We start from the raw sequence: 21,570 nt of genomic DNA, 5'->3' as shown, positions 1-21,570 counted from the left end.
GAGATTCGTCGTCTGAAGCTAAAAAATCCAATTCAAATTTTAACGAAAAAGTACCCTGAAAAGTACACAATCAATCTATTTAACAATGAAATTGATCTATAGTTTTATGCTGATCCTTTGCGGATTTGCATTGACAAACGCACAGCAGACTTACACGGTAGAAGGAACAGTTCAGGATTTTCATGATAAAACGATGCTGGAAAATGCATCCGTGAAAATTGGAGATTTTTCTGCAAAAACCGACAAAAACGGTAAGTTTTCAATCAATAAAATTCCTGCGGGAAAATATATGCTCATTGCTAAACATCCTGATTGTAATGATTATACTGAAAATGTAGGAGTTACACAGGATTTGCATTTAACAATTACGCTTGAACATCATATTCAGGACATCGAAACGGTTACCATACACGGAAACCATAAAAACAACGGATCTCTTGTTATTAAAACACTTGATAAAGCCGAAATCGAAAAATATTCTTCTGAAAATCTGGGAAATTTATTGACGAAGATTTCGGGAGTCAGTGCTTTGAAAACAGGAAACAATATCTCAAAACCCATTATTCACGGGCTTTACGGAAGCAGAATCTCTATCTTAAACAATGGAGTGAGACTTGCTGAACAGGAGTGGGGAGTGGAACACGCTCCGAATGTGGATATTAATAATTTCCAGCATATCGACGTTATCAAAGGTGCTTCTGCATTGAAGTACGGAAGTGATGCGATTGGCGGAGTGGTCATTATGGAGCCGGAAGTTTTCCCTAAAAAAGATACTTTAAAAGGATCAGTAGGTCTTACCGGAATTTCCAACGGAAGAGGAATGGCTCTGGATGCGGATGTGGCGAAAATCTGGAAAAACGGATGGGCGGTAAAAACCGGAGGAAGCATCAAAAAACTCGGAGATCAGAATGCTCCGGATTATAACCTTATGAATACAGGAATGGATTTTTCTTCGTTTAATTTTACTGTTCAGAATAATACGTATGAAAGGGGAATTTCTTTCGATTATTATTTAACCAACCAGAATATAGGAATTTACAGAGGTTCTCATGTGGGAAACAATGAAGATTTTTACAACGCAACCACCACAAAAATTCCGATTTATACAGGAACTTTCAGTTATGATATCGATAATCCGAGACAGGTGATCGAGCATCATATTGCGAAAGTTTCTGCTTTCAAAAGATTTGAAAACATCGGAAAAGTTTCTGCAACGTACAGTTATCAGTACAACCACAGACAGGAATATGACATCAGAAGAGGGGATTTGAAAGATACGCCTTCTCTGGATCTGGAACTGATGACGCATCAGTTTAATCTTAATGATTTGCTGGAAAGAGGAAAGTTTTCTCTGGAAACTGGGATTGATGCAAGTTTTCAGAACAATTATTCGGATCCGGCGACAAAAGCAAGACGTCTGATTCCGAACTATGATAAATATGCAGCAGGTTTTTATTCCATTTTTAAATATAAAATCTCCGGCAATTTCAATGTGGAGGCAGGAGCGCGATACGATTTTACGCGTTACGATGTTACGAAATGGTATGATAAAAGCGATTGGGAGAGGAGATATGCAGATTCTTATCCTCAGTTTTATGTAAAAACAGACCAGAACAGGATTCTTACGCGTCCTCAACTGAATTATAACAATGTCTCGTTGAATGCTGGTCTTGAATATCGTCCGAATTCATCTTTTGATCTGAAATTCAATTATGCTAAAGTGGGCAGAACACCGAATATTGCGGAACTGTTTTCAGACGGACTGCATCATTCTGCTTCTGTGATCGAAATCGGAGATATGGGACTGAAAAATGAACAGGGACATCAGTTTAATCTTACGGTGGATTCGAGATTCAACGTTTTAAAAGGATTGAATGTTTCTGTAAATCCTTACTTTTTTATCACCAAGAATTTCATCAACGAAGTTCCTACAGGAGTTCAGAATACGATCAGAGGAGTATTTCCGGTGTGGTCTTATCAGCAGATTGATGCCAAAATGTATGGGGTAGATCTGGATGTTAATCTTAAACTTACGGATCATCTTACTTATGTAGGAAAGGGAAGTTATGTTTACGGACAGGACGACACAAACAATGTTCCGTTGATTTTAATGATGCCTCCGAATTTTTCCAATGCATTACAGTTTAAAAAGGAAAACTGGAATCAGTTCTATCTTACCGTAGAAAACCAGACTTTTCTTAAGCAGAACAGATTTCCGGTGTACAATGCAACCATACCAATATATATAGACGGAGATGAAGTGGAAAAAACGGTGGATCTCAGTACTCCGCCAAACGGTTATTCTCTCTGGAACATCCAGACAGGAATCAACATCAGCAAAAATCTTTCTGCGGGACTTATCGTGAACAATCTTTTCAATGTTACGTACAGAGATTATCTGAACAGAATGCGATTTTTCTCGGATGAGGCAGGAAGAAACTTTATTCTCAACTTTAGATACAGATTCTAAAGATTTTTAAAACCATCAGACAAAATATCAACTTTAAAATTTAAAAAAAATGAAATTATTCAATACTAAAAATATCATCAAATTATTAGCAGTTTTATTCATCGCCATCACCGTAGTATCTTGTCAGAGAGACGGATCTGCGGCAGAAGACGATCTTCCGCAGGAAGACCTTACCAACATTATTTTGAATGTGAAAGATGTTGCGGCGGGAACTACCCAAACGTACAATTACAGTATGGGAGCGGGAGGAGCTCAGGCGATTAAATTAACCGACGGAAAAACCTATCAGGTAACTGCACAGTTTAAAAACGGAAACGAAGATGCCACTCAGGAAATTAAGGATGCAAAAGACGAACACTTTTTAATCTTCAATTTCCCGAATTCTGATATTACCTTAACGCGTACAGACGATGCTTCTTCTACAAGAGCAGACGGAAAACGTGTAGGATTAAAAACAGAATGGGTAGTAAACAAAGCCGTTAAAAACCCTTCTGCTACAAGCCAGCTTATCTTTACTTTATACCATGAACCGGCAAGTGTAACGGAGGATTCCCAGACAACCACAAACGGAGTGATCTACGGAACGCAGGTAGGAGGAGAAACAGATGCGCAGGCAAACTATACCATCACGAATTAAAATAACCTTTTAATATCTTTAATCTTGTTAGCAAAAACCACCGTAATTTTTCCGGTGGTTTTTCTATTTAATAAGATTTGGCGTTTTAAGTTCATTTTAATTGATATTTTTTCATAAAAATTTTATATTTTTGCAACCTAAAATTTTAATCAATAATGAAGGTTACTGCAAAAAACCATGATGATGTAAGTGCATTGCTTACAGTGACATTGGAAAAATCTGACTATAAAGAAAAAGTTGATAAGCAATTGATTAATTATGCTAAAAATGCGCAAGTTCCTGGTTTCAGAAAAGGGAAAGTGCCTTTGAGTATGGTTAGAAAACAATATGAAGCAGGTATTGCTTTTGAAGAAATCAACAAGCAGGTTTCTGATGCTTTAAACAACTACGTAAACGAAAACAAACTAAGATTAGTTGGTCAGCCGGTTCCACAGCCAGTAAACGAATTCGATTACAATGCGGATCAGCTTGAAGTTGCTTTTGAAGTAGGATTTGAGCCTGAATTCACTATTGACCTGGCTAAATATGAAGCTCCTCACTACAAAGTAGAGGCTTCTGAAAAAGAAATCAACAAGAGTATTGAGAACATGCAGAAGCGTTTCGCAGAGCAGGCTCCTCAAGAAAAAATCAATAAAGATTCTTACATTGCTTTAGAAATTTCTCAGGTTGTGGAAGAAGATGCAGAAGGAGAGCACCACCACCATCCAAAGAACGTTACCATTACTGCTGAAAACAAAGAAGCTTTCAAACTGGTAAAATCTTTGAAAATGGACGGTTCTGTAAAAGTTTCTAAAGAAACTCTTGCTGAAAACGAAGAATTAGCTAAAGAATTAGGATTCTCTAAAGAAGAAGTTGAGCATTTACACCATAACGAAGTGGAAGTAAAAGTAAAAGATTTCTACGGTCTTAACTTGGCTGAACTTAATCAGGAATTATTCGATAAAGTATACGGAGAAGGGAACATTAAGTCTGAAGAAGAGCTTAAGGAAAAAGTAAAATCTGAATTAGACGAATACTTCCAGCAAAATGCTGATGTTCACTTTGTGAATAAAGTATTGGAGCAGGTTTCTGAAAAAGAAGAAGTAAAACTTCCTGAAACGTTCCTTGTAAAATGGTTAATGTTCTCTAACCAGAACATCCAGTCTGAAGAGCAGGCAAAAGAAATCCTTGAATCTGAGAAAAACCAGTTGAAATATCAGATCATCGAAGGTAAATTAATGACGGATAACGACATTAAATTAGACTATGCTGATGTTTTGGGACAGGCTGAACAGTTGGTAAGAAATCAATTAGCTATCTACGGAATCCACCACTTAGGAGATGAGGAGATCCAGAAATATGCGGTTGAAATGTTGAAAGACCAGGAGCAGGTAAGACAGATTTCTTCTGAAGTTGCGATGACGAAGCTTAAGGATGTAATCCTTGAAAAAGCAACCAAAAAAGAAACTGTAATTTCTCACGACGAGTTTTTGGAAGAGCTTAAAAAGTAATTTATTTTACTATAAATATTTGAAAACCACTGTTTTTGCAGTGGTTTTTTTATTGAGTAAACATCTGCATTTATTTGTTTAATATTCCTATATTTACGACACTAAACTTTATTTATGAAAAAGATCATCATTCCGTTTTTTTGCGTTGTGCTTTTTTCCACTTCGGTAGCTGCACAAAAAACTACTGCTGCTCCCGCTAAAACGGAAGCGGTAAAATCTAAACTTACTCCAAAAGAAGTTATCGATAAATATCTTACGGCACTTGGAGGAAAAGATAAACTTGAATCGGTGAAATCCATTGTGATGGAAAATACAATTTCGGGGGCTGCGCTTCCGGGAGAAATCACGATGACGACCAAAAAAATGGGCAATAAATTCAAATCTGAACAGTTTTTTATGGGTCAGAAAGCCGCTTCTCAGTATTTTGACGGCGAAAAAGGATATATGGAGCAGATGGGCAACAAAAGCGAAATTCCGGCAGATAAACTGGGAGATTTAAAGAATGGGAAAATTATTGATGCTTTAGGATATGATTACACCAAATTCAAAGATGTTACCACAGAAAAAATCGACGGAAAAGATTATAATGTGTTAACTTCCGATAAAGGAAAATTCTATTTTGATGCTTCTACAGGTCTTTTGTATAAAGCAGATGCAAAAGAAGGAACAGCGTTTACAAAAGATTATTTAACGGTAGACGGAATTAAATTCCCTTCCTTAATTGAAGCGCAGGGTGGCGGACAGACCATGACTATTAAAACGACAAAAGTAACGATCAATTCAGGAGTTACGGATGCGGATTTTAAATAAAAAATTCGCTATTTAACATAATAAAGCCGGGCAATGCTCGGCTTTTTTGATGATACCACATTTTTAACTAAAGTTTAACTAAAAAAGAATATTCTTTAACAGTTGAATTTTTAATTTTGCCACATTATAACACAAAAACATACTGATGAGAAAAGATTACATTACTTTGGCTTGGGATTTTCCCTTTTAAAGCAGTTTTCTATCTTCTGAAATTCAATTTTTTTAGCTTAAAATTTTAACGATAATTAACTCGAATTTAACTTTAAATAATAATTTGAACATTTCCTCGTTAAGTGAATAAATCATATTTTTGAACCATAAAAATTAATAATCGAAACAACTATGAAAAAAATGTTTTCGTCGCTTGCAGTTGTCTTTCTGATGTCTGCCAATGCATTTGCACAGAATATTCCTATGGATCCTTCTGTAAAGACCGGTACACTTCCAAACGGGATGAAGTACTACATCAGAAAAAATACATTACCAGAAAAGAAAGTAGATTTCAGACTGGCAATTAATGCAGGATCTATCCTTGAGGATGAAAACCAGAGAGGTCTGGCTCACTTCATGGAGCACATGAACTTCAACGGAACTAAAAACTTTCCGGATAATAAACTTGTCGATTTTCTACAGTCAATCGGAGTAAAATTCGGACAGCACTTAAACGCTTACACCAGCTTTGACGAAACGGTTTATATGCTTCCTGTTCCTTTAGATAAGCCGGGAAATCTGGATGCAGGTCTTAAAGTAATGGAAGACTGGGCATTCAACGCTACCCTTTCTGATGAGCAGATCAATAAAGAAAGAGGAGTTGTTTTGGAAGAATTAAGACTAGGTTTGGGAGCAGATAAAAGAATGTCGGATAAATATCTTCCGAAATTACTGTATAACTCTCAGTACGCCAACAGACTTCCGATCGGAAAAAAAGATGTTCTGGAAAACTTCAAACCGGATGTCATCAGACAGTTTCATAAAGACTGGTACAGACCTGATCTGATGGCAATTGTAGTAGTAGGAGACATTAATGTGGACGAAGTTGAAAAGAAAATTAAAGATAATTTCAGCAAATATAAAAATCCTTCAAAACCTAGAGATAGAAAGAATTTCGATCTTCCGAACCATAAGGAAACTTTGGTGGCTATCGAAACAGATCCGGATGCTACAAGATCTATGGTTCAGTTCATCATGAAAGATTCTGAGGCTTATCAGCCGGATGTTACGGTAGAGCAGTACAACCAAAGTCTTGTAGAACAGCTTGCTTCCACTATGTTGAATAACAGACTTGGAGAATTGGTAAATTCCAACAATCCTCCTTTCACATACGGTTACGTTTATCACGGTGGAACATACGCGAGAAGCAAAGAAGCTTTTCAGGGAATGGCAATGGTGAAAGACGGAAACCAGCTTAATGCTTTAAAAGTTCTTCTGGAAGAAACGGAAAGAGCTAAAAGATTTGGGTTTACACAAACAGAATTAGACAGGGCAAAATCTCAGATAATGTCTAATATTGAAAGAACCTACAACAACAGAGATAAAACGGAAAGTGATGTTCTTGTAGACGAATATGTAAGAAATTTCCTTGAGCAGGAACCAATGCCGGGAATTGCATGGGAATATGAAGATACTAAGAAATTCTTACCTTCTGTAACGCTGGCTCAGACCAATGATGTGATTAAAAAACTGGTAAAAGACGACAGTAGGGTAGTGGTAATCACCGGTCCTAAAAAAGACAACATTCAGATGCCGACGGAAGCGATGGTGCTGAATACTTTTGAAGGAGTGAAAATGGCAGATCTTAAGCCTTATGAAGAAAAAGCTACGATTAAAAATTTAGTAAAACCTTTCAAATCTGAAGGTACGATTGCTAAAACAGAAACCGATGCCAAATTAGGAACCACAACATGGACGCTGAGCAATGGCGCAAAAGTTACTTTCAAGAAAACAGACTTTAAAGACGATGAAATTGTTTTTGCAGCGAGAAGTTTAGGAGGAAGTTCTGTAATTAACGATGCCGATTTTATTAAAACCCAGTTTGCTTTTCCTGCGCTTTCTGAAGCAGGTGTAAATGGTTTTTCTAAAGCTGATCTTACCAATTATCTTGCAGGAAAGCAGGTAAACGTAAATCCGTCAATCGGAAATGTAACGGAAGGAGTTTCCGGAAGAACAACCAGAAAAGATCTTGGAACAGCAATGGAATTAATGTATGCTTATTTTACAGGTCTGAATTATAATCCTGATGCATTTAATGCGTACAAAACAAAACAGTCTGCGATGATGGATAACCTGTTGTCTAATCCTCAGTTTTATTTCTCCAGTGAGCATGCGAAATTCATGAATCAGAAAAACCCAAGATTCGTAGGAATTATCCCGATGGAGAAAGACTGGGCAAATACAGATTATAAAAAAGCGTACGATATTTATAAAGAGAAATTCTCCAATGCCGGAAACTTCCAGTTCTATTTTGTAGGAAATATTGATGAGGCAACCTTTAAAAATGAAGTGTTACAGTACATTGCAAGTCTTCCTTCAAGCGGAAAAACGTCTACTTTTAAAGATACGGGTTACAGACAGATCACCGGAGATTATTCAAAGGTCTACAAAAAAGGTAAAGATCCTAAAAGTATGGTAACCATTTCCTACATCGGAGAAACACCTTACAATGAAAAAGAAGCATTAGCTTTAGAAGCTTTGGGAGAAGTGGCAACCATTAAAGTAATTGAAAAACTGAGAGAAGAGGAAAGCGGAATTTACGGAGGCGGAGCAAGAGGAGGAATGTACAAAGTTCCGTTCAGTAATTACAGTTTCAGCATCAATTTCCCTTGCGGACCGGAAAATGCTGATAAATTAACGAAAAGTGCGATTGCAGAACTTCAGAAGTTAATAGATAAAGGGCCTGAGCAAAAAGATCTTGATAAATATAAGGAAGGAGAGTACAATGATGATAAAACCAATATGAAAGACAATATGTATTGGATGAATGCGCTTACCAAAAATCAGGTTGATGGAAGCGATAAATATGAAATCCTTAACTATCAGGAAAAAGTAAAAGCTTTAACGGTAAAAGACCTTCACGATGTAGCGAAGAAGTATCTTACAAAAGGCAGAATCGTGGCTACCCTGATGCCGGAAGACGGTTGGGAAAAAGCCAAAAAAGAAGAAGCTAAAGCTGAAACAGCAGTCATAAAAGCCGGAGCAGCAAAATAATTTTCGATATAATAAAGTTCAATTAAAAACCGTTCTGTAGATTTTACAGAACGGTTTTGCTTTATTACTGTTAAGGCTGAATGCAATTCAGTTAAAGTTGAAAAAAATCTTAAAACCTAAAAACCTTACAACTCAACACCCTCAAACTCTCAAACCCTAAAAACCCGCTCACTCTATAACCCAAAATTAAGATCCATATTCCTTCTTCCATTCATCCGCTACTTCGCTCAGAACTTCGTAAAATTCTTCACCGTATTTTCGGATCAAAGGCGTTTTCAGGAATTTATACACGGGAACCTGCAATTCTTTGCCTAAAGTACAGGCATCGCTGCAAATCTTCCAGACATCATAGTTCAATGCTTTGAAGGTAGAATATTCTTTAATACGGATCGGATAAAGATGACACGAGATCGGTTTTTGCCAGTCTACTGCGCCGTCTTCATATGCCTTTTCAATACCGCATTTTGTAATTCCTTTTTCATCAAAAGTTACGTATGCACATTCGCGGTTTTCCACCATTGGTGTAACGTACATTCCGTCCATCGGATCTGTCGTCCATGTTCCGATCTTTTCGATGGATTTAATACCTTCTTCGGTAAGATAAGGCTTCACTTTCTCAAAAATAGAATCTAAAATTTCCAGTTCGTCCTTATCCAAAGGAGCACCTACATCTCCTTCTACACAACACGCACCTTTACATTTAGAAAGGTTACACACAAACTCTTCAGAAAAAATATCCTCGGAGATCAATTTATCGTCTATCTGAATCATAATCTTTAAAATAAATTAAAATAAGTTCCGGCTTTAAAACCGATTAAACTGAAAATAAGCAGCCACAAACCGACCTCCTGCATCCAGTATTTCGGCAGAAACCGAAGCATTCTGCTGATAATAATAGTGGAAGGAAAGGCAAGAAGAAGTAAATATTCGTAGTTTTTATTCATGTAAAGAATAATCGTAATCAGCTGAGCCATCGAAAAAACAAGCAGAAAAGTATATTTATAGCGGCTTATCGGGCTTTTTTTGTTATAATTTCTGAAATGATCGTACACAGCGTAGATCAGCATGCCAATTACAGGGATCAAAGGCAGAAGTTCTGTATAATCTGTCACCGGTTTCATCTTACCGAAAGGAAAATAATCGATATTCCAACTTTTAAAATCAATAAAAAACATTACCGAAAAATAACTGAAAACAATTAAAATAATTCCCAGCAAAAACCTGAAAATGTTCAGACTTATTCTCTCAGAAGTAGCAATGACGTGAATAATCACAAAAACAGCCATTGGCCATGTTGTCGGAAGAAAAATAAAATTCAGGGCAACAATGGAGCCTACCAGAACATAAGATTTTTTTCGGATGTCCTCATTGGTACTTGTCAAAAGCAGCAAAAGAAAAGAATTGGTAAGCAGTGCAACCGCAATTCCGATGTCTACATTTCCGGGATACAGCCCGAAAACAAAAAAAGTATATAAGAATAATGGGAGATGCGTCTGATAATTGAGCGCAATACTGTGAAAACAGAAATATCCCAGAGCAATTCCCAGAAACGTAATTCCGGCAATAATCCCCTCATAAGTGTTGAAATTCAATAAATTAAAAGTTATTACTATTAAAAGAAGAAAACCAATATAAACAGGAATTGAAAAAATATTGCTTTCTTTTGAAAGTAATTTAAACATTTTTTATAAATTTGTACAAAGTTAATTTAAAAAAGGAAAATAATGACGTCTTTCTTTCTATTCTTAAGCAAAGTTTTCAAATGGTCTTTCGGTTTCTTTGATGCTTTCGGTAATGTTTTGAACTGGATTCTGTTTATCGTTTGTTGCGTACTGTTCACTTACTGGTGCTATGTTTTAGTAGTTACTCTTGGAGGTGATAAAGATAAAGACTACTATTCTCCAACGGAAGGTAAGAACCCTTACTACGATCCGAAAATCTACAAAAATGAAGGTTAATTAATTGGTTATATAGTAAAAAGCCGATCAAATAATGTATTTGGTCGGCTTTTTTATTAACGATTAAAATTACTTTTTAGTCATGTATCGGAAGAACCAGAACAGGAACTTTAGAATCCTTTGTGATGCCTTTTGTTAGACTTCCTACAAAAACATCATAAATCCCGCTTCTTCCATGGGATCCCATGACGATGAAATCTGCTTTTTTATCTTCCGCATGTTCCAGAATAATATCTTTTGCGATTCCCTGTTTCAGAATATGTTCGCATTCTACCTCATGCGCCAGAATTCTCTGCTGAATTTTGTTCAGCTGAACAAGTTCTTCCCGAATCTCGTTTTCCTCTACTTCCGGAAAATACTGAAATCCCATATCTCCGATCGCAAAGCCGATATCCGAAGGTGCAACATGAATTAAATAAATTCTGCCGTTTACCTGCTTAGCGAATTTTACAGCTCCTTCCAAAAGCTGTTCTATCTTGTCCCCAAAATCTACGGGTAATACAATATTTACCATAACCTTTAATTTTGTCTACTAAAGATAGGAAAATTATGCCAAAAGTTATGTTAAATTACTTATAATATTCGGATGTCTAAAACTTTTTCATCTTCCAGATAAGCTTCCAGAATATCATTCTCTTCCACTTTTCCTACGCCTTTCGGAGTTCCTGTAAAAATAAGATCTCCCACTCTCAACGTAAAATACTGCGACACAAAAGCAATAATGTCATCAATGGTGAACATCATGTCCTTCGTATTTCCGTCCTGTACCTTTTCCTTGTTCTTCAGTAAAGAAAAATTCAGGGAATCCAGATTAAAATTTTCCTTTTTAAAGAAATTTCCCACTACTGCAGAACCGTCAAAACCTTTCGCCAGTTCCCAGGGCAATCCTTTGGATTTTAATTCACTCTGAAGATCTCTCGCGGTAAAATCTATTCCCAGCCCGATTTCCTCATAATGCTTGTGTGCTGTTTCTTTCTGGATGTATTTTCCGCCTTTTGATATTTTTACAACAACTTCCAGTTCGTAATGCACATCATCTGAAAATTCGGGAATGTAAAAATCATTTCCCTTCAAAACCGCTGTATCCGGTTTCATAAAAATGACTGGTCTTTCCGGGATTTCGTTGCCCAGTTCTTTTGCGTGTTCGCTGTAATTTCTTCCTATACAGATTATTTTCATACTCTTCTATTTTGTCTTTGCGAGAATCGAATGCGGCGAAGCAATCTCAGTCTCACATTATTTAATAAATTTTTATTTTCAACGATCGTCAACTTCCATCCTCTATCTGCCAACTTCCTTTCTTTTTTAGGAGCTTTTTCCCGCTTTCCACTGTATCTTTTGTTCCGCTTTGCTTCACAAAAGGATGCCGCTGCAATCGAGGCTATGAGAATAAAACGGTTAATTTCTACGAGTTAATCATGAATTTTCCAATGTATAATATTTATTTGTAAAAGAAAATTCATTCCTCATCGATTATAAATCATCATTTATCAATCATCACTTTAAAAGACCACCCCGTCAAAAATTCATTCGAATTTTCGCCACCCCTCCGAAGGAGGGGAATTGTACTGTTTTCTTTCAATATCCTCTTTGTTATATAAATAAGGAATACAAATATACAGCTCATTTGCTGAGTGAAGCGCCCTTGCGAACGGAAATATTCACAATACCTTCAAAAAAGACATTGCGACCATTGCGTTAAAAAGAATATCAATTTCACTTTCTAAATTTAATGCGTAAACCGTATTTTATCATTCATCACTCATCAATCATATTAAAAGACCACCCCGTCAAAAATTCATTTGAATTTTCGCCACCCCTCCAGAGGAGGGGAATTGTACTGTTTTCTTTCAATATCCTCTTTGTTATATAAATAAAGAATACAAATATACTGCTCATTAGCTGAGTGAAACGCCCTTGCGAACGAAAAATATCCACAATACTTTCAAAAAGACATTGCGACCATTCCGTTAAAAAAATATTACGTCACTTTCTAAAACCATTAATGCGTAAACTCATTCCCGCAATAATAACAGACAAATTTATGGCTCGTTAAAATCGAAATTCCGAAAAAACTGGTTGCACTGTCGTCCCTGTAAATATGATTAGAACCACATTTCGGACAAACAAAATCAAATTCAGGATCTGCAATGGTGTGTTCCACTTCCAGAGAAAATTCTTCGTTTTCCTTGTAATCTTTCAATGCCTGATTTGCTTTTTCAAGATCCTCTTCAAAAACCTGAAGCTGAATTCCGCCAACTGCCTGAGAAAGCAGCCAGTCCGACTGAATCAGTTGTTCGTTCGCAATAAAACTGTTGATGCCGCTTTCAGCCAGAATCTGTTTATCCCGGTTCGCCTGAAGCGCCGTTTCGTAAAATTTGAATTTAACCAGCTCACTCATCATTTAAAACTTGCTTGATAATTGAATTTTAAATTCCCGTACCCGGCTTTCCGTTATCGGTTTTCGGTTTGGAAATCAAAGCATCAAACTTTTCCAGTTCTATATTTAATCTTGTGATGATACCCGCAATGACGGAAGACGAAGAAGGTACAATTTCCGGCATATTTTCTATTGCGGAAATAAATTTTCGGTATCTTGCTGTTACAGGTTTACGCAGTCTGTAGAAAGGGCTTATGTCTGCCAGTTCTTTGGCGGAATCTCCCCTGTCTTTGTAGAAAGCCTGAAAACTTTCGTTACAGTTTTTTATATGTAAAATTCTTGAAGACAAATCCAGAAGGTTAATTTCGTCTGTTTTGGCATTCAGCGAAGAAATAAGATTCGTGAGAACCGCAGTCTCACCATTAAGATTAAATTTTGGAATTTTACTTCCTCCAAAACTTTCTATAATCGCCAGTAAAGAATTGGCGGCTTCCGCTTTTAAAGGCTCTTCGTCGTTGTACGTTTCACTTTCCAAAAAAGATTTCAGTCTCATAAAGGCTCTGTCTCTTTTTTTGTCTAAAGCCACTACCTGCTGCGTTTCCTCTGTAAGACTTTCTTTTTTAAAGGACAGTTTCATTTCAGGAATGTCTGCTTTTAGGGCAGCTGAAATTGTAGTGAGCTGAGGCTCCGTATCAGAAATTGAGATGACGTTCTCAATGAGCTGATAAAAATCCTTATTGTTCAGTTTTTCGATGCTAATTTTTTTTACTTTTTCCATGTTTTTTATAAATATAGTTATTGTTATTTTTTTAATTAAAGCCTGTTTAAACTTTTATTTAACCATAAACCGAAGGTTCGACATAATCAAAAGTCACAAAAGATGAGCTAAACTTATTTAAAGTTGGTGACTATAAAAATCTTCGGTTTTTTATTCTTTTGAGCTATTTAAATATAATTATCGCATTATCATTGTCTTTTGTCCCTTTTGCTGTTAATTCCGGATTAGCTTGAACATGCTTTTAATAAGCTATGCAATTTAATATAAACGCAACAGCTTGAGATTTATTTTATAGTAAACTTTTAAAGTTTACAGCAATTGTAAAACTTCATACTATTAGACTGCATTATTTAATAGATGGAAGAAAGTTCCGTTCCTTTGCGCCGGGGTATTCAATGCTTTGTTGAAAGTTTCTTACTACTGCATTGGAGCATTCAATATTTTGTTCAAAGCTCCGTACTTTAGCGCAGGATGATTCACTCCTTTGTTGAAAGCTGTGTTTTGTTGCGCTGAATCATTCGAAAATCTTTTGAAAGGCTCAAACTAAAAAATGTGAGCTAAGTCCTTATTTTTTGGCTAAAATAATAAATATCAGCCAATGTGAAAAAACAGGATACGAAATATCTGTTTTTTATCTGGAAAAAATCGGATGTTCCAAAAAATATATATTTTATTTTAATACGTCAAGTTTTGTCGCTATGTATAAATACCTTTGAAACATGATATAATTAAGGTTTTAATCGTAAATAACTCTTTTAAAAGTGATGTATAAAATATACCTTTGCATCTTAATAAATATATAAAAATAACCTATAAACAACACTAAGGCATGAGAAAACTTTATGCAGGCGCATCTACATTATGCGCTGTCCTTTGTCTGTCTGCTCAGGAAGTGATGTGGCAGAAAGACATCCGGTCTTCTACGCAGGACTTTCTCTCACAGGTCACCACAACCATCGATCAACAGTATTTAATTACCGGAAGCAGCATCCGTCCTGACAACAATCAATCAGCATCTGACAACAAAAAGCAGAACAACGGTTACGATTTCCATTTGGTTAAACTCAACCAGCAGGGCGAAGAAGTCTGGGAAAAATATTTCTCAGGAAAAAACCATGATTTTCTTTCGGCAACGGTTAACACTCAGGAAGGAGGATTTCTTCTTGCCGGAACTTCCTACAGCGGAAAAGGACTTGATAAGAAAGATGATTCCAAAGGAGGCAGCGATTTCTGGCTTATCAGAATCAACGAATTCGGCGATAAATTATGGCAGAAAACCATTGGCGAAACATCTGATGAAGAAGCAAGAGCCGTGATCCAGACGATGGATTTTGGATTCTTTGTAGCCGGTAATGTACAGAACTCACCGAGAGGCTACGGCTCCAAAGATGTTCTGGTGGTACGACTGGATAAAAACGGGAAAGAACTATCCCAATTGATTTTAGGCGGAAAAGGTCTGGAAGAAGTGGAAAAAATGATTCCGACCAAAGATGGAGGAGCTTTGTTAGGGATCTATTCCAGAAGCGGGGCTTTGGTTGGAAGCGGGAAGACGGAGGCTGGAAGTAAAGCCAAGCAGACAGAGAACTATGGTGAAGGCGATTATTGGATCATTAAACTTTCAAAAGACGGAAAGGTAGAATGGGAAAAGAACTATGGTGGCAAAGGAGATGATCATCTGAGAACTTTAGCATTGACATCAACAGGCTATTTAATCGGAGGAGAATCGAGATCTGAAAGATCCGGGAACAAATCTGTCGGAATAGAAGAAGGAACTGATCTTTGGTTACTCTCACTCAATGAAAAAGGTGAAGAGATCTGGCAGAAGTCTTACAATTTTAAAAACAGAGATGTTTTAATGGGAATGAGTGTGATTCACAATCCATCAACGAGCAACAATCAACCTTCAACGAAAGGCATTTTATTAGGTGGTTACACTCAGGCAGAAGGAAGAATTGAGAATGATGATGAGACTTTCTGGATGCTGTATCTGGACCAGAACGGAAATGAGCAGTGGAGAAAGCACGTAAAAGGAGAATCCAGAAAAAAAGAGGAACGGTTATCTGATATTAAGCTGAACCGTGACGGATCGATTGTACTCGCAGGAACCAGCGCAGAGGAACTGGGAAAAGAAAACTGGAAGATCGTGAAGCTGGGGGATAAACAGGTTGACCAACTGATCGAAAAGCAGGATATTAAGATCTACCCGAACCCAGTAACGGATTATGTGTATGTGGAGCTTGGGTTTGAGGGCTTGAGAGAAGGAGCGTTTGAAGCTGAAATCGCGGTGTATGACATGGGCGGAAGAAAGCTTGAAACGGTAAAAACGAAAAACAAGATCACCAAAATCAATACGCAGCCTCTGATTCAGGGGGCTTATTTGATTACCATTAAAACAGATACAAATAAAACCGCGAATGCTAAATTAATTAAAAAATAAAAATGAAAAATAAAATATTATTAATGATAGCAATTACTTTTTCCTACAGCTTATATGCTCAGGATAAAAAGTTTGATATCAGTTTAAAATCACCGGATGCTTCACAAATTTCGAAAAGCACAGATATGCCTTCTTCAACTTATACAGGAGTTATAAGCAGCAATATTCCTATTTATAATATTAAAATTGATAATGAGAGTTTTCCAATTACTATTAATTATCATGCATCAGGGGTAAAAGTTAAAGAAGTTGCTTCGAAGGTCGGTTTAGGATGGTCTTTATCCATAGGAAACACCTCTTTATCAAAACAGATATTTGGAGAGGAAGACCGTGGCTGGGTGCCTAATATTCCTATGGATGAAAATTATTTTACTCCGAATGATTTACAGTCAACTAGCTATGCATTAGCAGCATCTATTACAGGATTTAACCAAGATACTGGAAATCAGGATTTATATGCTACCAAAAGAGATACTCAACCTGATATATTCTCATATTCTGTAAACGGTGTTTCAGGTGAGTTTCATTATGACCACACCGGAAAAATAATACAGATTCCTTATCAAAAAGTGAAAATTGAAAACGTTTTCAAGATTACAGATGACAAAGGAGTTATATATAATTTTATTGGTGGGAACTCTGTAAGAAATTTAGGTGGCAGTACTCCTACACCTCAGGATATACAGGTTACAGATTACGTAATAGAAAGTATTGTTTATCCTTCAGGTAAAAAAATAATGTTTGAGTACGATCCTATTTCATATGGTTATCTAAGCAACTATACTAAAAAATATTCATACCCAATACAAGATTGCCAAACCACTCTAGGAAACAGTGATGCATCGGCACAAGATGAATATGACGAATATCCAACTTATTCGGAAGTTCTTAAAGAATTTATTCTTAGGAAAATAACCTTTCCTGAAGGCGAAATTAATATAAATTATAGTACCAGAGAAGATATTGTTGATGGAAAAAAAATCAGCAGTATAGAAATTAAAGATAAGAATCAAAGACTTATTCAGAATTACCAGTTTAATCAAAGCTATTTTATTTCTACAGAACAGATTGATGTGCTTAATTATTCCAATCAGACATCTTCATTAATGAAAAAATTAAAATTAAATGAATTGGTGGAGACTATCGAAAATAAAAAATATCAGTTTCAGTATAACGAAGATATGCCTCTTCCGAATCGTTTCTCTAATGCAACAGATTATTTAGGGTATTATAACGGACAAAGTTCAAATACAGGAATTGAATATGTAGAATATAATAATCAAATCTATGGATTAGGTGATAATAAAGAACCTAACATTAATTTTGCTAAGCAGGGAAGCTTAAATAGAATAAAATATCCTACAGGAGGCTCTATGGATATTGAATATGAAAATGACAGCTTTTATTTTAATGATTACGAAAAAAAAATAAGCAAAAATAAACTTATTGTATCGAATACTGATCCAATGCAGACGATTAGCAGTCAAACTACACAAACTCAGATTAATTTCAAAGTAAAGTTTTTATCGACAATAAATCCTCAAGATGATGGTTCTGGAAGTTTACCTGTAGGCCCTCATTTTGTAGGAGAAATTTTAGATGCTAATAACACCGTTGTAAAAACATTTCTTGTAGTGAAAGATTATGATTTTCTGTTACCGGCACAATCTTATAAGGTAAGGGTCAGAAAATCAGGCAGTGTTCCTTCTTCAGAATATGCTTCTTTAGAATTAGAGTGGTTTGATGTTCAAAATCCACTTAAAGATTATGATAAAAATGTAGGAGGTATTAGGATAAAAAAAATAGTAAAAAAAGATTCTGATAATACTAATGCATTGATTCAAAACTATAAATATGTATTAGAAAATAACAGAACATCAGGAGAATATTTAGGAGATAAAATAAATTACTATTATATTTCAACAAGTCCTTATGGTACATTTGGAAATTCATGTTCCAGATTAGTAATTACAAATTCAGGAAATGCTAATCTTACAAGCATTAATGGTAAACCTGTTGCTTATAAAAGAGTAATTACGGAGGTAGAAAATACTTCAGGTACAGAAAATTATAAGACAATAGATTATTTTACCAATTATCCTTCTTCTAATTTTACATTTGCTGGTCAGCCTTTCTTTTTATATGCTAATAATCAGTATGCAAGAGGAATTCTTAATAAAAAAGAGTTTTATAATTCTGCAAATAATCTTGTTGAAAAACAGGAGTTTGATTATGAGTTTGATTATAAACTTAATGAACAATCAGCCGACTATTTATATTCACCTGAGCTTACTATCCAGCCTTATGTGCTAAACATAATTGCCGTTACATTAGATACTCCAACTACTTTTCCTTATTATAAAGCAAGTTTTCAATATTACAGATACTCGATAAATTCAAGTTGGGTAAAGTTGAAAACGCAAAAGAATACTCGTTATCTTAACAATCAAAGTATAGCAACGACTTCAAACTATTTTTATGATACTACTTATAAGCATCTTAATCCAACGTCTCTAATCATTAATACACCTGATTCATCTCAAAAAACAATCTATCAATACGCCCACGAAAAAGGTAACCAAAAATTAATTAATGCTAATATAATTGGAATTCCTTTGGAAACAGAAGTAAAAAAAGACAATAAAACCATTTCCAAAAGCGAAACAAAATATGATGATCCTGCCAATTTATTTCCGACATCTGTATTATCGTATGATCTCCAAAACCCTACAGTTGCTTCTACGGAAGTGACCTACGACAGATACGATGAAAAAGGAAACCTTTTACAGTACACCACCAAGGACGGAATTCCGGTAGCCATTGTCTGGGGATATAACAAAACCCAGCCCATTGCCAAGGTGGAGGGAATCACTTACGACCAGCTGACATCCACAGTTCCGGTTTCAGGGATTGTAACGGCTTCCGATAATGATGCTGCAGATCCTGCACAGGAAAGCCTTCTTCTGGATGCCCTGAACAGCTTCAGAAAACAGTCGGCGCTTTCAGGAAAGCTGATCTCCACCTACACCTACGATCCGCTGATCGGGGTAACCAGCATCACCCCTCCGTCCGGGGTAAGACAGACCTACACTTACGATCCGGCAAACAGGCTGAAAGAAACAGGAGTAAGAGGGAAAAACAGCGCAGGAAGCTATATCAACAAAAAAATGTCTGAAAACAAGTACAACTACAAACCATAACACAAACATGAGAAAATACAGTACCACCAAAACATTCTCCCTGTTGGGGCTTAGCATTGCTGCGATGTCCTTCGCACAGTCCCAGAACGAGAACTACGTACAGTCCCGGAGCTGTCTGAATGACGACTGCAGCCGGAAATCCGAGACCATCACTTACTTTGACGGTCTGGGAAGACCTAAGCAGATCATCAGTGTAAAATCGGCACCCGGCGGAAAAGACCTGGTAACCCCCGTTACCTATGACGGCTTCGGAAGACAGGTGAAAAATATCCTTCCCGTTCCTGCCGCCACCCAGAACTCCTCCATCCACACCGGAATTACCGATGAAACCGCTGCCAACTCCTATTACGGGGTTTCCAACGCATATTCTGAAAAGGAAATAGAAAACTCCCCGCTGGACAGGGTATTGCAGCAGGCAAGCCCGGGAGAGCCATGGAAGATGAGCTCGGGACACACCCAGAAGCTGAAGTACGAAACCAACCTGGGAACAGAGGTGAAGAAATTTATCACCAGTACAACCACCAGTACCGTGAACAATGTTTCCACCACGGTTTCCACGCTTTCGGTTTCTACGGATAATTCAGGATATTATTCTGCCGCAACACTGTACAAAAATACCGTTACCGATGAAGACGGAAATCCTGTAACGGAATTTAAAAACGGACAGGGACAGACGATTCTGGTGCGCAGAAACGACGGGGCACAGAATGTGGACACATATTATGTGTACAACGAGTACAACCAGCTGGCTTTCGTCCTTTCCCCGAAAGCGGTAAAACAGATTTCAGATAACAGTAACCTGATTACGGATGCCATTCTAAACGAGCTCTGCTACCAGTACCGGTACGACGGCAGAGACCGTCTGGTTGAAAAAAGACTGCCCGGAAAAGAATGGGAACTGATGGTCTACGACAAACAGGACCGTGTGGTGCTCACGCAGGATGCCATCCTGAGAACAGTAAACAACAGCTTCGGAAGCAAAGGCTGGCTTTTTACCAAATATGATGAGTTCGGAAGGGTGGCGTATACCGGTTTCTTCTCCAACACCGCATCGAGACAGGTAATGCAGAATGCCCTGAACAGCATGACTGCCAATGCCTACAATACGGAAAGAAGATCCTCCACTTCCTTTAATCTGCAGGGGCTGGAGGTGTACTACGACAAACAGGCATTTCCTACGGGAAGCATGACCCTGCTTTCGGTTAATTATTACGATACCTATCCTCCCGAAGCTCCGGCGGTTCCGGCAACGGTTCTCGGGCAGCATACGATGAAACAAACCCTGGGAAGCAGTGAAGATGCTTCCACGATGGGAATTTTAACCGCTGCCTACGTTAAAAACATCGAAGACAACAACTGGACGAAAACCTACAGCTATTATGATTCGATGGGAAGAGCAATTGCCACCAAAAGCACCAACCATCTCGGAGGGTACACCAACACCGAAACCGAGCTGGATTTTGCGGGGGTTCCTTTAAAAACCAATACCTATCACCTCAGAAAGCAGGGCGAAGTCGGGGTAACGGTACAGGAAAGATTTGAGTACGATTCTCAGAACAGGTTGGTAAAACATTACCATCAGGTAGACAATAATCCTGAAGAACTGCTTGCCGAAAACACCTACAACGATCTGTCCCAGCTTGTGAACAAGAAAGTAGGCTCTACATCGGGTTCTGCTCCCCTGCAAAGCATCGATTACGATTACAACATCCGCGGATGGATGACGGAGATCAACAAAAACCAGATGGCGGCAACGGATCTTGGCGGAAAACTGTTTTCCTACAAAATAAAATATACCAGTCGCGACGGGATCGAAAATCCGGATACAGCACAGTTTTCAGGAAAGAATGTTGTCCCGAAATACAACGGGAATATTACAGAGGTAGACTGGCGAGCGGTAGAATCTATTGGGGCAAATCCATCAACAACACCAAAAAGATACGGCTATGCCTATGATAAAATTAACAGGTTAACGGCAGGGTTTTACCAGAATCCCCAAAACCCGAACAGTAAAGAGAATACGGAGTCTTTAGCGTATGATCTGAACGGGAATATTACCAGTCTTTACAGAACCTCGGTTCTGGAATATGGGAATACAACGCCGACCATGATTGATAACCTGCAATACATCTATGCTTCCGGCAATGTCAGCAACAGGCTTACCAACATCAATGATCATGCACAGAATGCAACAGGATACGAAGGC

At 37.3% G+C, this 21,570-nt stretch carries 15 protein-coding genes; 9 read left to right on the top strand and 6 right to left on the bottom strand.

Features of this window, described 5'->3' with window-relative positions; all coding sequences use genetic code 11:
* Positions 1 to 85 precede the first annotated feature (85 nt).
* From H6W52_RS15595 to H6W52_RS15575, 5 genes are all read left to right on the top strand, one after another.
* On the top strand, positions 86 to 2,470 hold the full coding sequence (locus tag H6W52_RS15595) for a TonB-dependent receptor (RefSeq protein ID WP_116097564.1): 2,385 nt from the start codon (positions 86 to 88) through the stop codon (positions 2,468 to 2,470).
* A gap of 49 nt (positions 2,471 to 2,519) precedes the next feature.
* The gene (locus H6W52_RS15590; protein ID WP_116097566.1) at positions 2,520 to 3,107 is read left to right on the top strand and encodes a hypothetical protein; all 588 of its coding nucleotides are present in this window, start codon (positions 2,520 to 2,522) and stop codon (positions 3,105 to 3,107) included.
* A 155-nt stretch (positions 3,108 to 3,262) separates the two neighbouring features.
* The gene (locus H6W52_RS15585; protein ID WP_108410455.1) at positions 3,263 to 4,597 is read left to right on the top strand and encodes a trigger factor; all 1,335 of its coding nucleotides are present in this window, start codon (positions 3,263 to 3,265) and stop codon (positions 4,595 to 4,597) included.
* Positions 4,598 to 4,711: 114 nt separating this feature from the next.
* Entirely contained in the window at positions 4,712 to 5,407 is a 696-nt protein-coding gene (locus H6W52_RS15580; protein ID WP_116097568.1) for a hypothetical protein, read from the top strand.
* Positions 5,408 to 5,749: 342 nt separating this feature from the next.
* Entirely contained in the window at positions 5,750 to 8,611 is a 2,862-nt protein-coding gene (locus H6W52_RS15575) for a M16 family metallopeptidase (protein WP_116097570.1), read from the top strand.
* Positions 8,612 to 8,797: 186 nt separating this feature from the next.
* Here the strand turns inward: H6W52_RS15575 and H6W52_RS15570 are convergent, their stop codons facing one another.
* Entirely contained in the window at positions 8,798 to 9,382 is a 585-nt protein-coding gene (locus H6W52_RS15570; RefSeq protein WP_116097572.1) for a DUF3109 family protein, read from the bottom strand.
* A gap of 5 nt (positions 9,383 to 9,387) precedes the next feature.
* Complete coding sequence (locus H6W52_RS15565) at positions 9,388 to 10,293, bottom strand: DUF6427 family protein (protein WP_116097574.1); 906 nt, start codon at positions 10,291 to 10,293, stop codon at positions 9,388 to 9,390.
* A gap of 42 nt (positions 10,294 to 10,335) precedes the next feature.
* On the opposite strand from H6W52_RS15565, the gene H6W52_RS15560 reads away from it, so the two are divergent.
* Positions 10,336 to 10,569, top strand: coding sequence for a DUF6341 family protein (locus H6W52_RS15560; RefSeq protein WP_087705988.1), 234 nt, complete (start codon positions 10,336 to 10,338; stop codon positions 10,567 to 10,569).
* Positions 10,570 to 10,645: 76 nt separating this feature from the next.
* On the opposite strand, the gene H6W52_RS15555 is transcribed toward H6W52_RS15560, so the two are convergent.
* From H6W52_RS15555 to H6W52_RS15540, 4 genes are all read right to left on the bottom strand, one after another.
* Positions 10,646 to 11,083, bottom strand: a complete 438-nt coding sequence (locus H6W52_RS15555) for a universal stress protein (RefSeq protein WP_116097576.1) — start codon at positions 11,081 to 11,083, stop codon at positions 10,646 to 10,648.
* Positions 11,084 to 11,142: 59 nt separating this feature from the next.
* Complete coding sequence (locus tag H6W52_RS15550; RefSeq protein WP_116097578.1) at positions 11,143 to 11,748, bottom strand: fumarylacetoacetate hydrolase family protein; 606 nt, start codon at positions 11,746 to 11,748, stop codon at positions 11,143 to 11,145.
* An 823-nt stretch (positions 11,749 to 12,571) separates the two neighbouring features.
* Positions 12,572 to 12,970, bottom strand: a complete 399-nt coding sequence (locus H6W52_RS15545) for a DUF2007 domain-containing protein (RefSeq protein ID WP_076390985.1) — start codon at positions 12,968 to 12,970, stop codon at positions 12,572 to 12,574.
* Positions 12,971 to 12,998: 28 nt separating this feature from the next.
* Positions 12,999 to 13,727, bottom strand: a complete 729-nt coding sequence (locus tag H6W52_RS15540) for a DUF6261 family protein (RefSeq protein WP_116097580.1) — start codon at positions 13,725 to 13,727, stop codon at positions 12,999 to 13,001.
* An 829-nt stretch (positions 13,728 to 14,556) separates the two neighbouring features.
* Here H6W52_RS15540 and H6W52_RS15535 point away from each other — a divergent pair.
* The 3 genes from H6W52_RS15535 to H6W52_RS15525 all read left to right on the top strand — a co-directional run.
* The gene (locus H6W52_RS15535; RefSeq protein WP_116097582.1) at positions 14,557 to 16,164 is read left to right on the top strand and encodes a T9SS type A sorting domain-containing protein; all 1,608 of its coding nucleotides are present in this window, start codon (positions 14,557 to 14,559) and stop codon (positions 16,162 to 16,164) included.
* 2 nt (positions 16,165 to 16,166) lie between these two features.
* Complete coding sequence (locus H6W52_RS15530; RefSeq protein WP_116097584.1) at positions 16,167 to 19,364, top strand: hypothetical protein; 3,198 nt, start codon at positions 16,167 to 16,169, stop codon at positions 19,362 to 19,364.
* Positions 19,365 to 19,371: 7 nt separating this feature from the next.
* Positions 19,372 to 21,570, top strand: a 2,199-nt coding sequence (locus H6W52_RS15525) for a DUF6443 domain-containing protein (protein WP_228459452.1), incomplete at its 3' end; no start/stop codon positions are given.

The sequence above is a fragment of the Chryseobacterium sp. C2(2020) genome, assembly GCF_014218915.1.
Taxonomy (GTDB): Bacteria; Bacteroidota; Bacteroidia; order Flavobacteriales; family Weeksellaceae; genus Chryseobacterium; species Chryseobacterium mucoviscidosis.
The sequence above is the reverse complement of the archived record's forward strand: the minus strand, read 5'-3'. Positions and strand labels throughout refer to the sequence as shown.

What these genes read in the sequence shown, in the direction of transcription:
- H6W52_RS15595 (WP_116097564.1), top strand. Translation starts at nt 86, where the DNA reads ATGAAATTGATCTATAGTTTTATGCTGATCCTTTGCGGATTTGCATTG.
- H6W52_RS15590 (WP_116097566.1), top strand. Translation starts at nt 2,520, where the DNA reads ATGAAATTATTCAATACTAAAAATATCATCAAATTATTAGCAGTTTTA.
- H6W52_RS15585 (WP_108410455.1), top strand. Translation starts at nt 3,263, where the DNA reads ATGAAGGTTACTGCAAAAAACCATGATGATGTAAGTGCATTGCTTACA.
- H6W52_RS15580 (WP_116097568.1), top strand. Translation starts at nt 4,712, where the DNA reads ATGAAAAAGATCATCATTCCGTTTTTTTGCGTTGTGCTTTTTTCCACT.
- H6W52_RS15575 (WP_116097570.1), top strand. Translation starts at nt 5,750, where the DNA reads ATGAAAAAAATGTTTTCGTCGCTTGCAGTTGTCTTTCTGATGTCTGCC.
- H6W52_RS15570 (WP_116097572.1), bottom strand. Translation starts at nt 9,382, where the DNA reads ATGATTCAGATAGACGATAAATTGATCTCCGAGGATATTTTTTCTGAA.
- H6W52_RS15565 (WP_116097574.1), bottom strand. Translation starts at nt 10,293, where the DNA reads ATGTTTAAATTACTTTCAAAAGAAAGCAATATTTTTTCAATTCCTGTT.
- H6W52_RS15560 (WP_087705988.1), top strand. Translation starts at nt 10,336, where the DNA reads ATGACGTCTTTCTTTCTATTCTTAAGCAAAGTTTTCAAATGGTCTTTC.
- H6W52_RS15555 (WP_116097576.1), bottom strand. Translation starts at nt 11,083, where the DNA reads ATGGTAAATATTGTATTACCCGTAGATTTTGGGGACAAGATAGAACAG.
- H6W52_RS15550 (WP_116097578.1), bottom strand. Translation starts at nt 11,748, where the DNA reads ATGAAAATAATCTGTATAGGAAGAAATTACAGCGAACACGCAAAAGAA.
- H6W52_RS15545 (WP_076390985.1), bottom strand. Translation starts at nt 12,970, where the DNA reads ATGAGTGAGCTGGTTAAATTCAAATTTTACGAAACGGCGCTTCAGGCG.
- H6W52_RS15540 (WP_116097580.1), bottom strand. Translation starts at nt 13,727, where the DNA reads ATGGAAAAAGTAAAAAAAATTAGCATCGAAAAACTGAACAATAAGGAT.
- H6W52_RS15535 (WP_116097582.1), top strand. Translation starts at nt 14,557, where the DNA reads ATGAGAAAACTTTATGCAGGCGCATCTACATTATGCGCTGTCCTTTGT.
- H6W52_RS15530 (WP_116097584.1), top strand. Translation starts at nt 16,167, where the DNA reads ATGAAAAATAAAATATTATTAATGATAGCAATTACTTTTTCCTACAGC.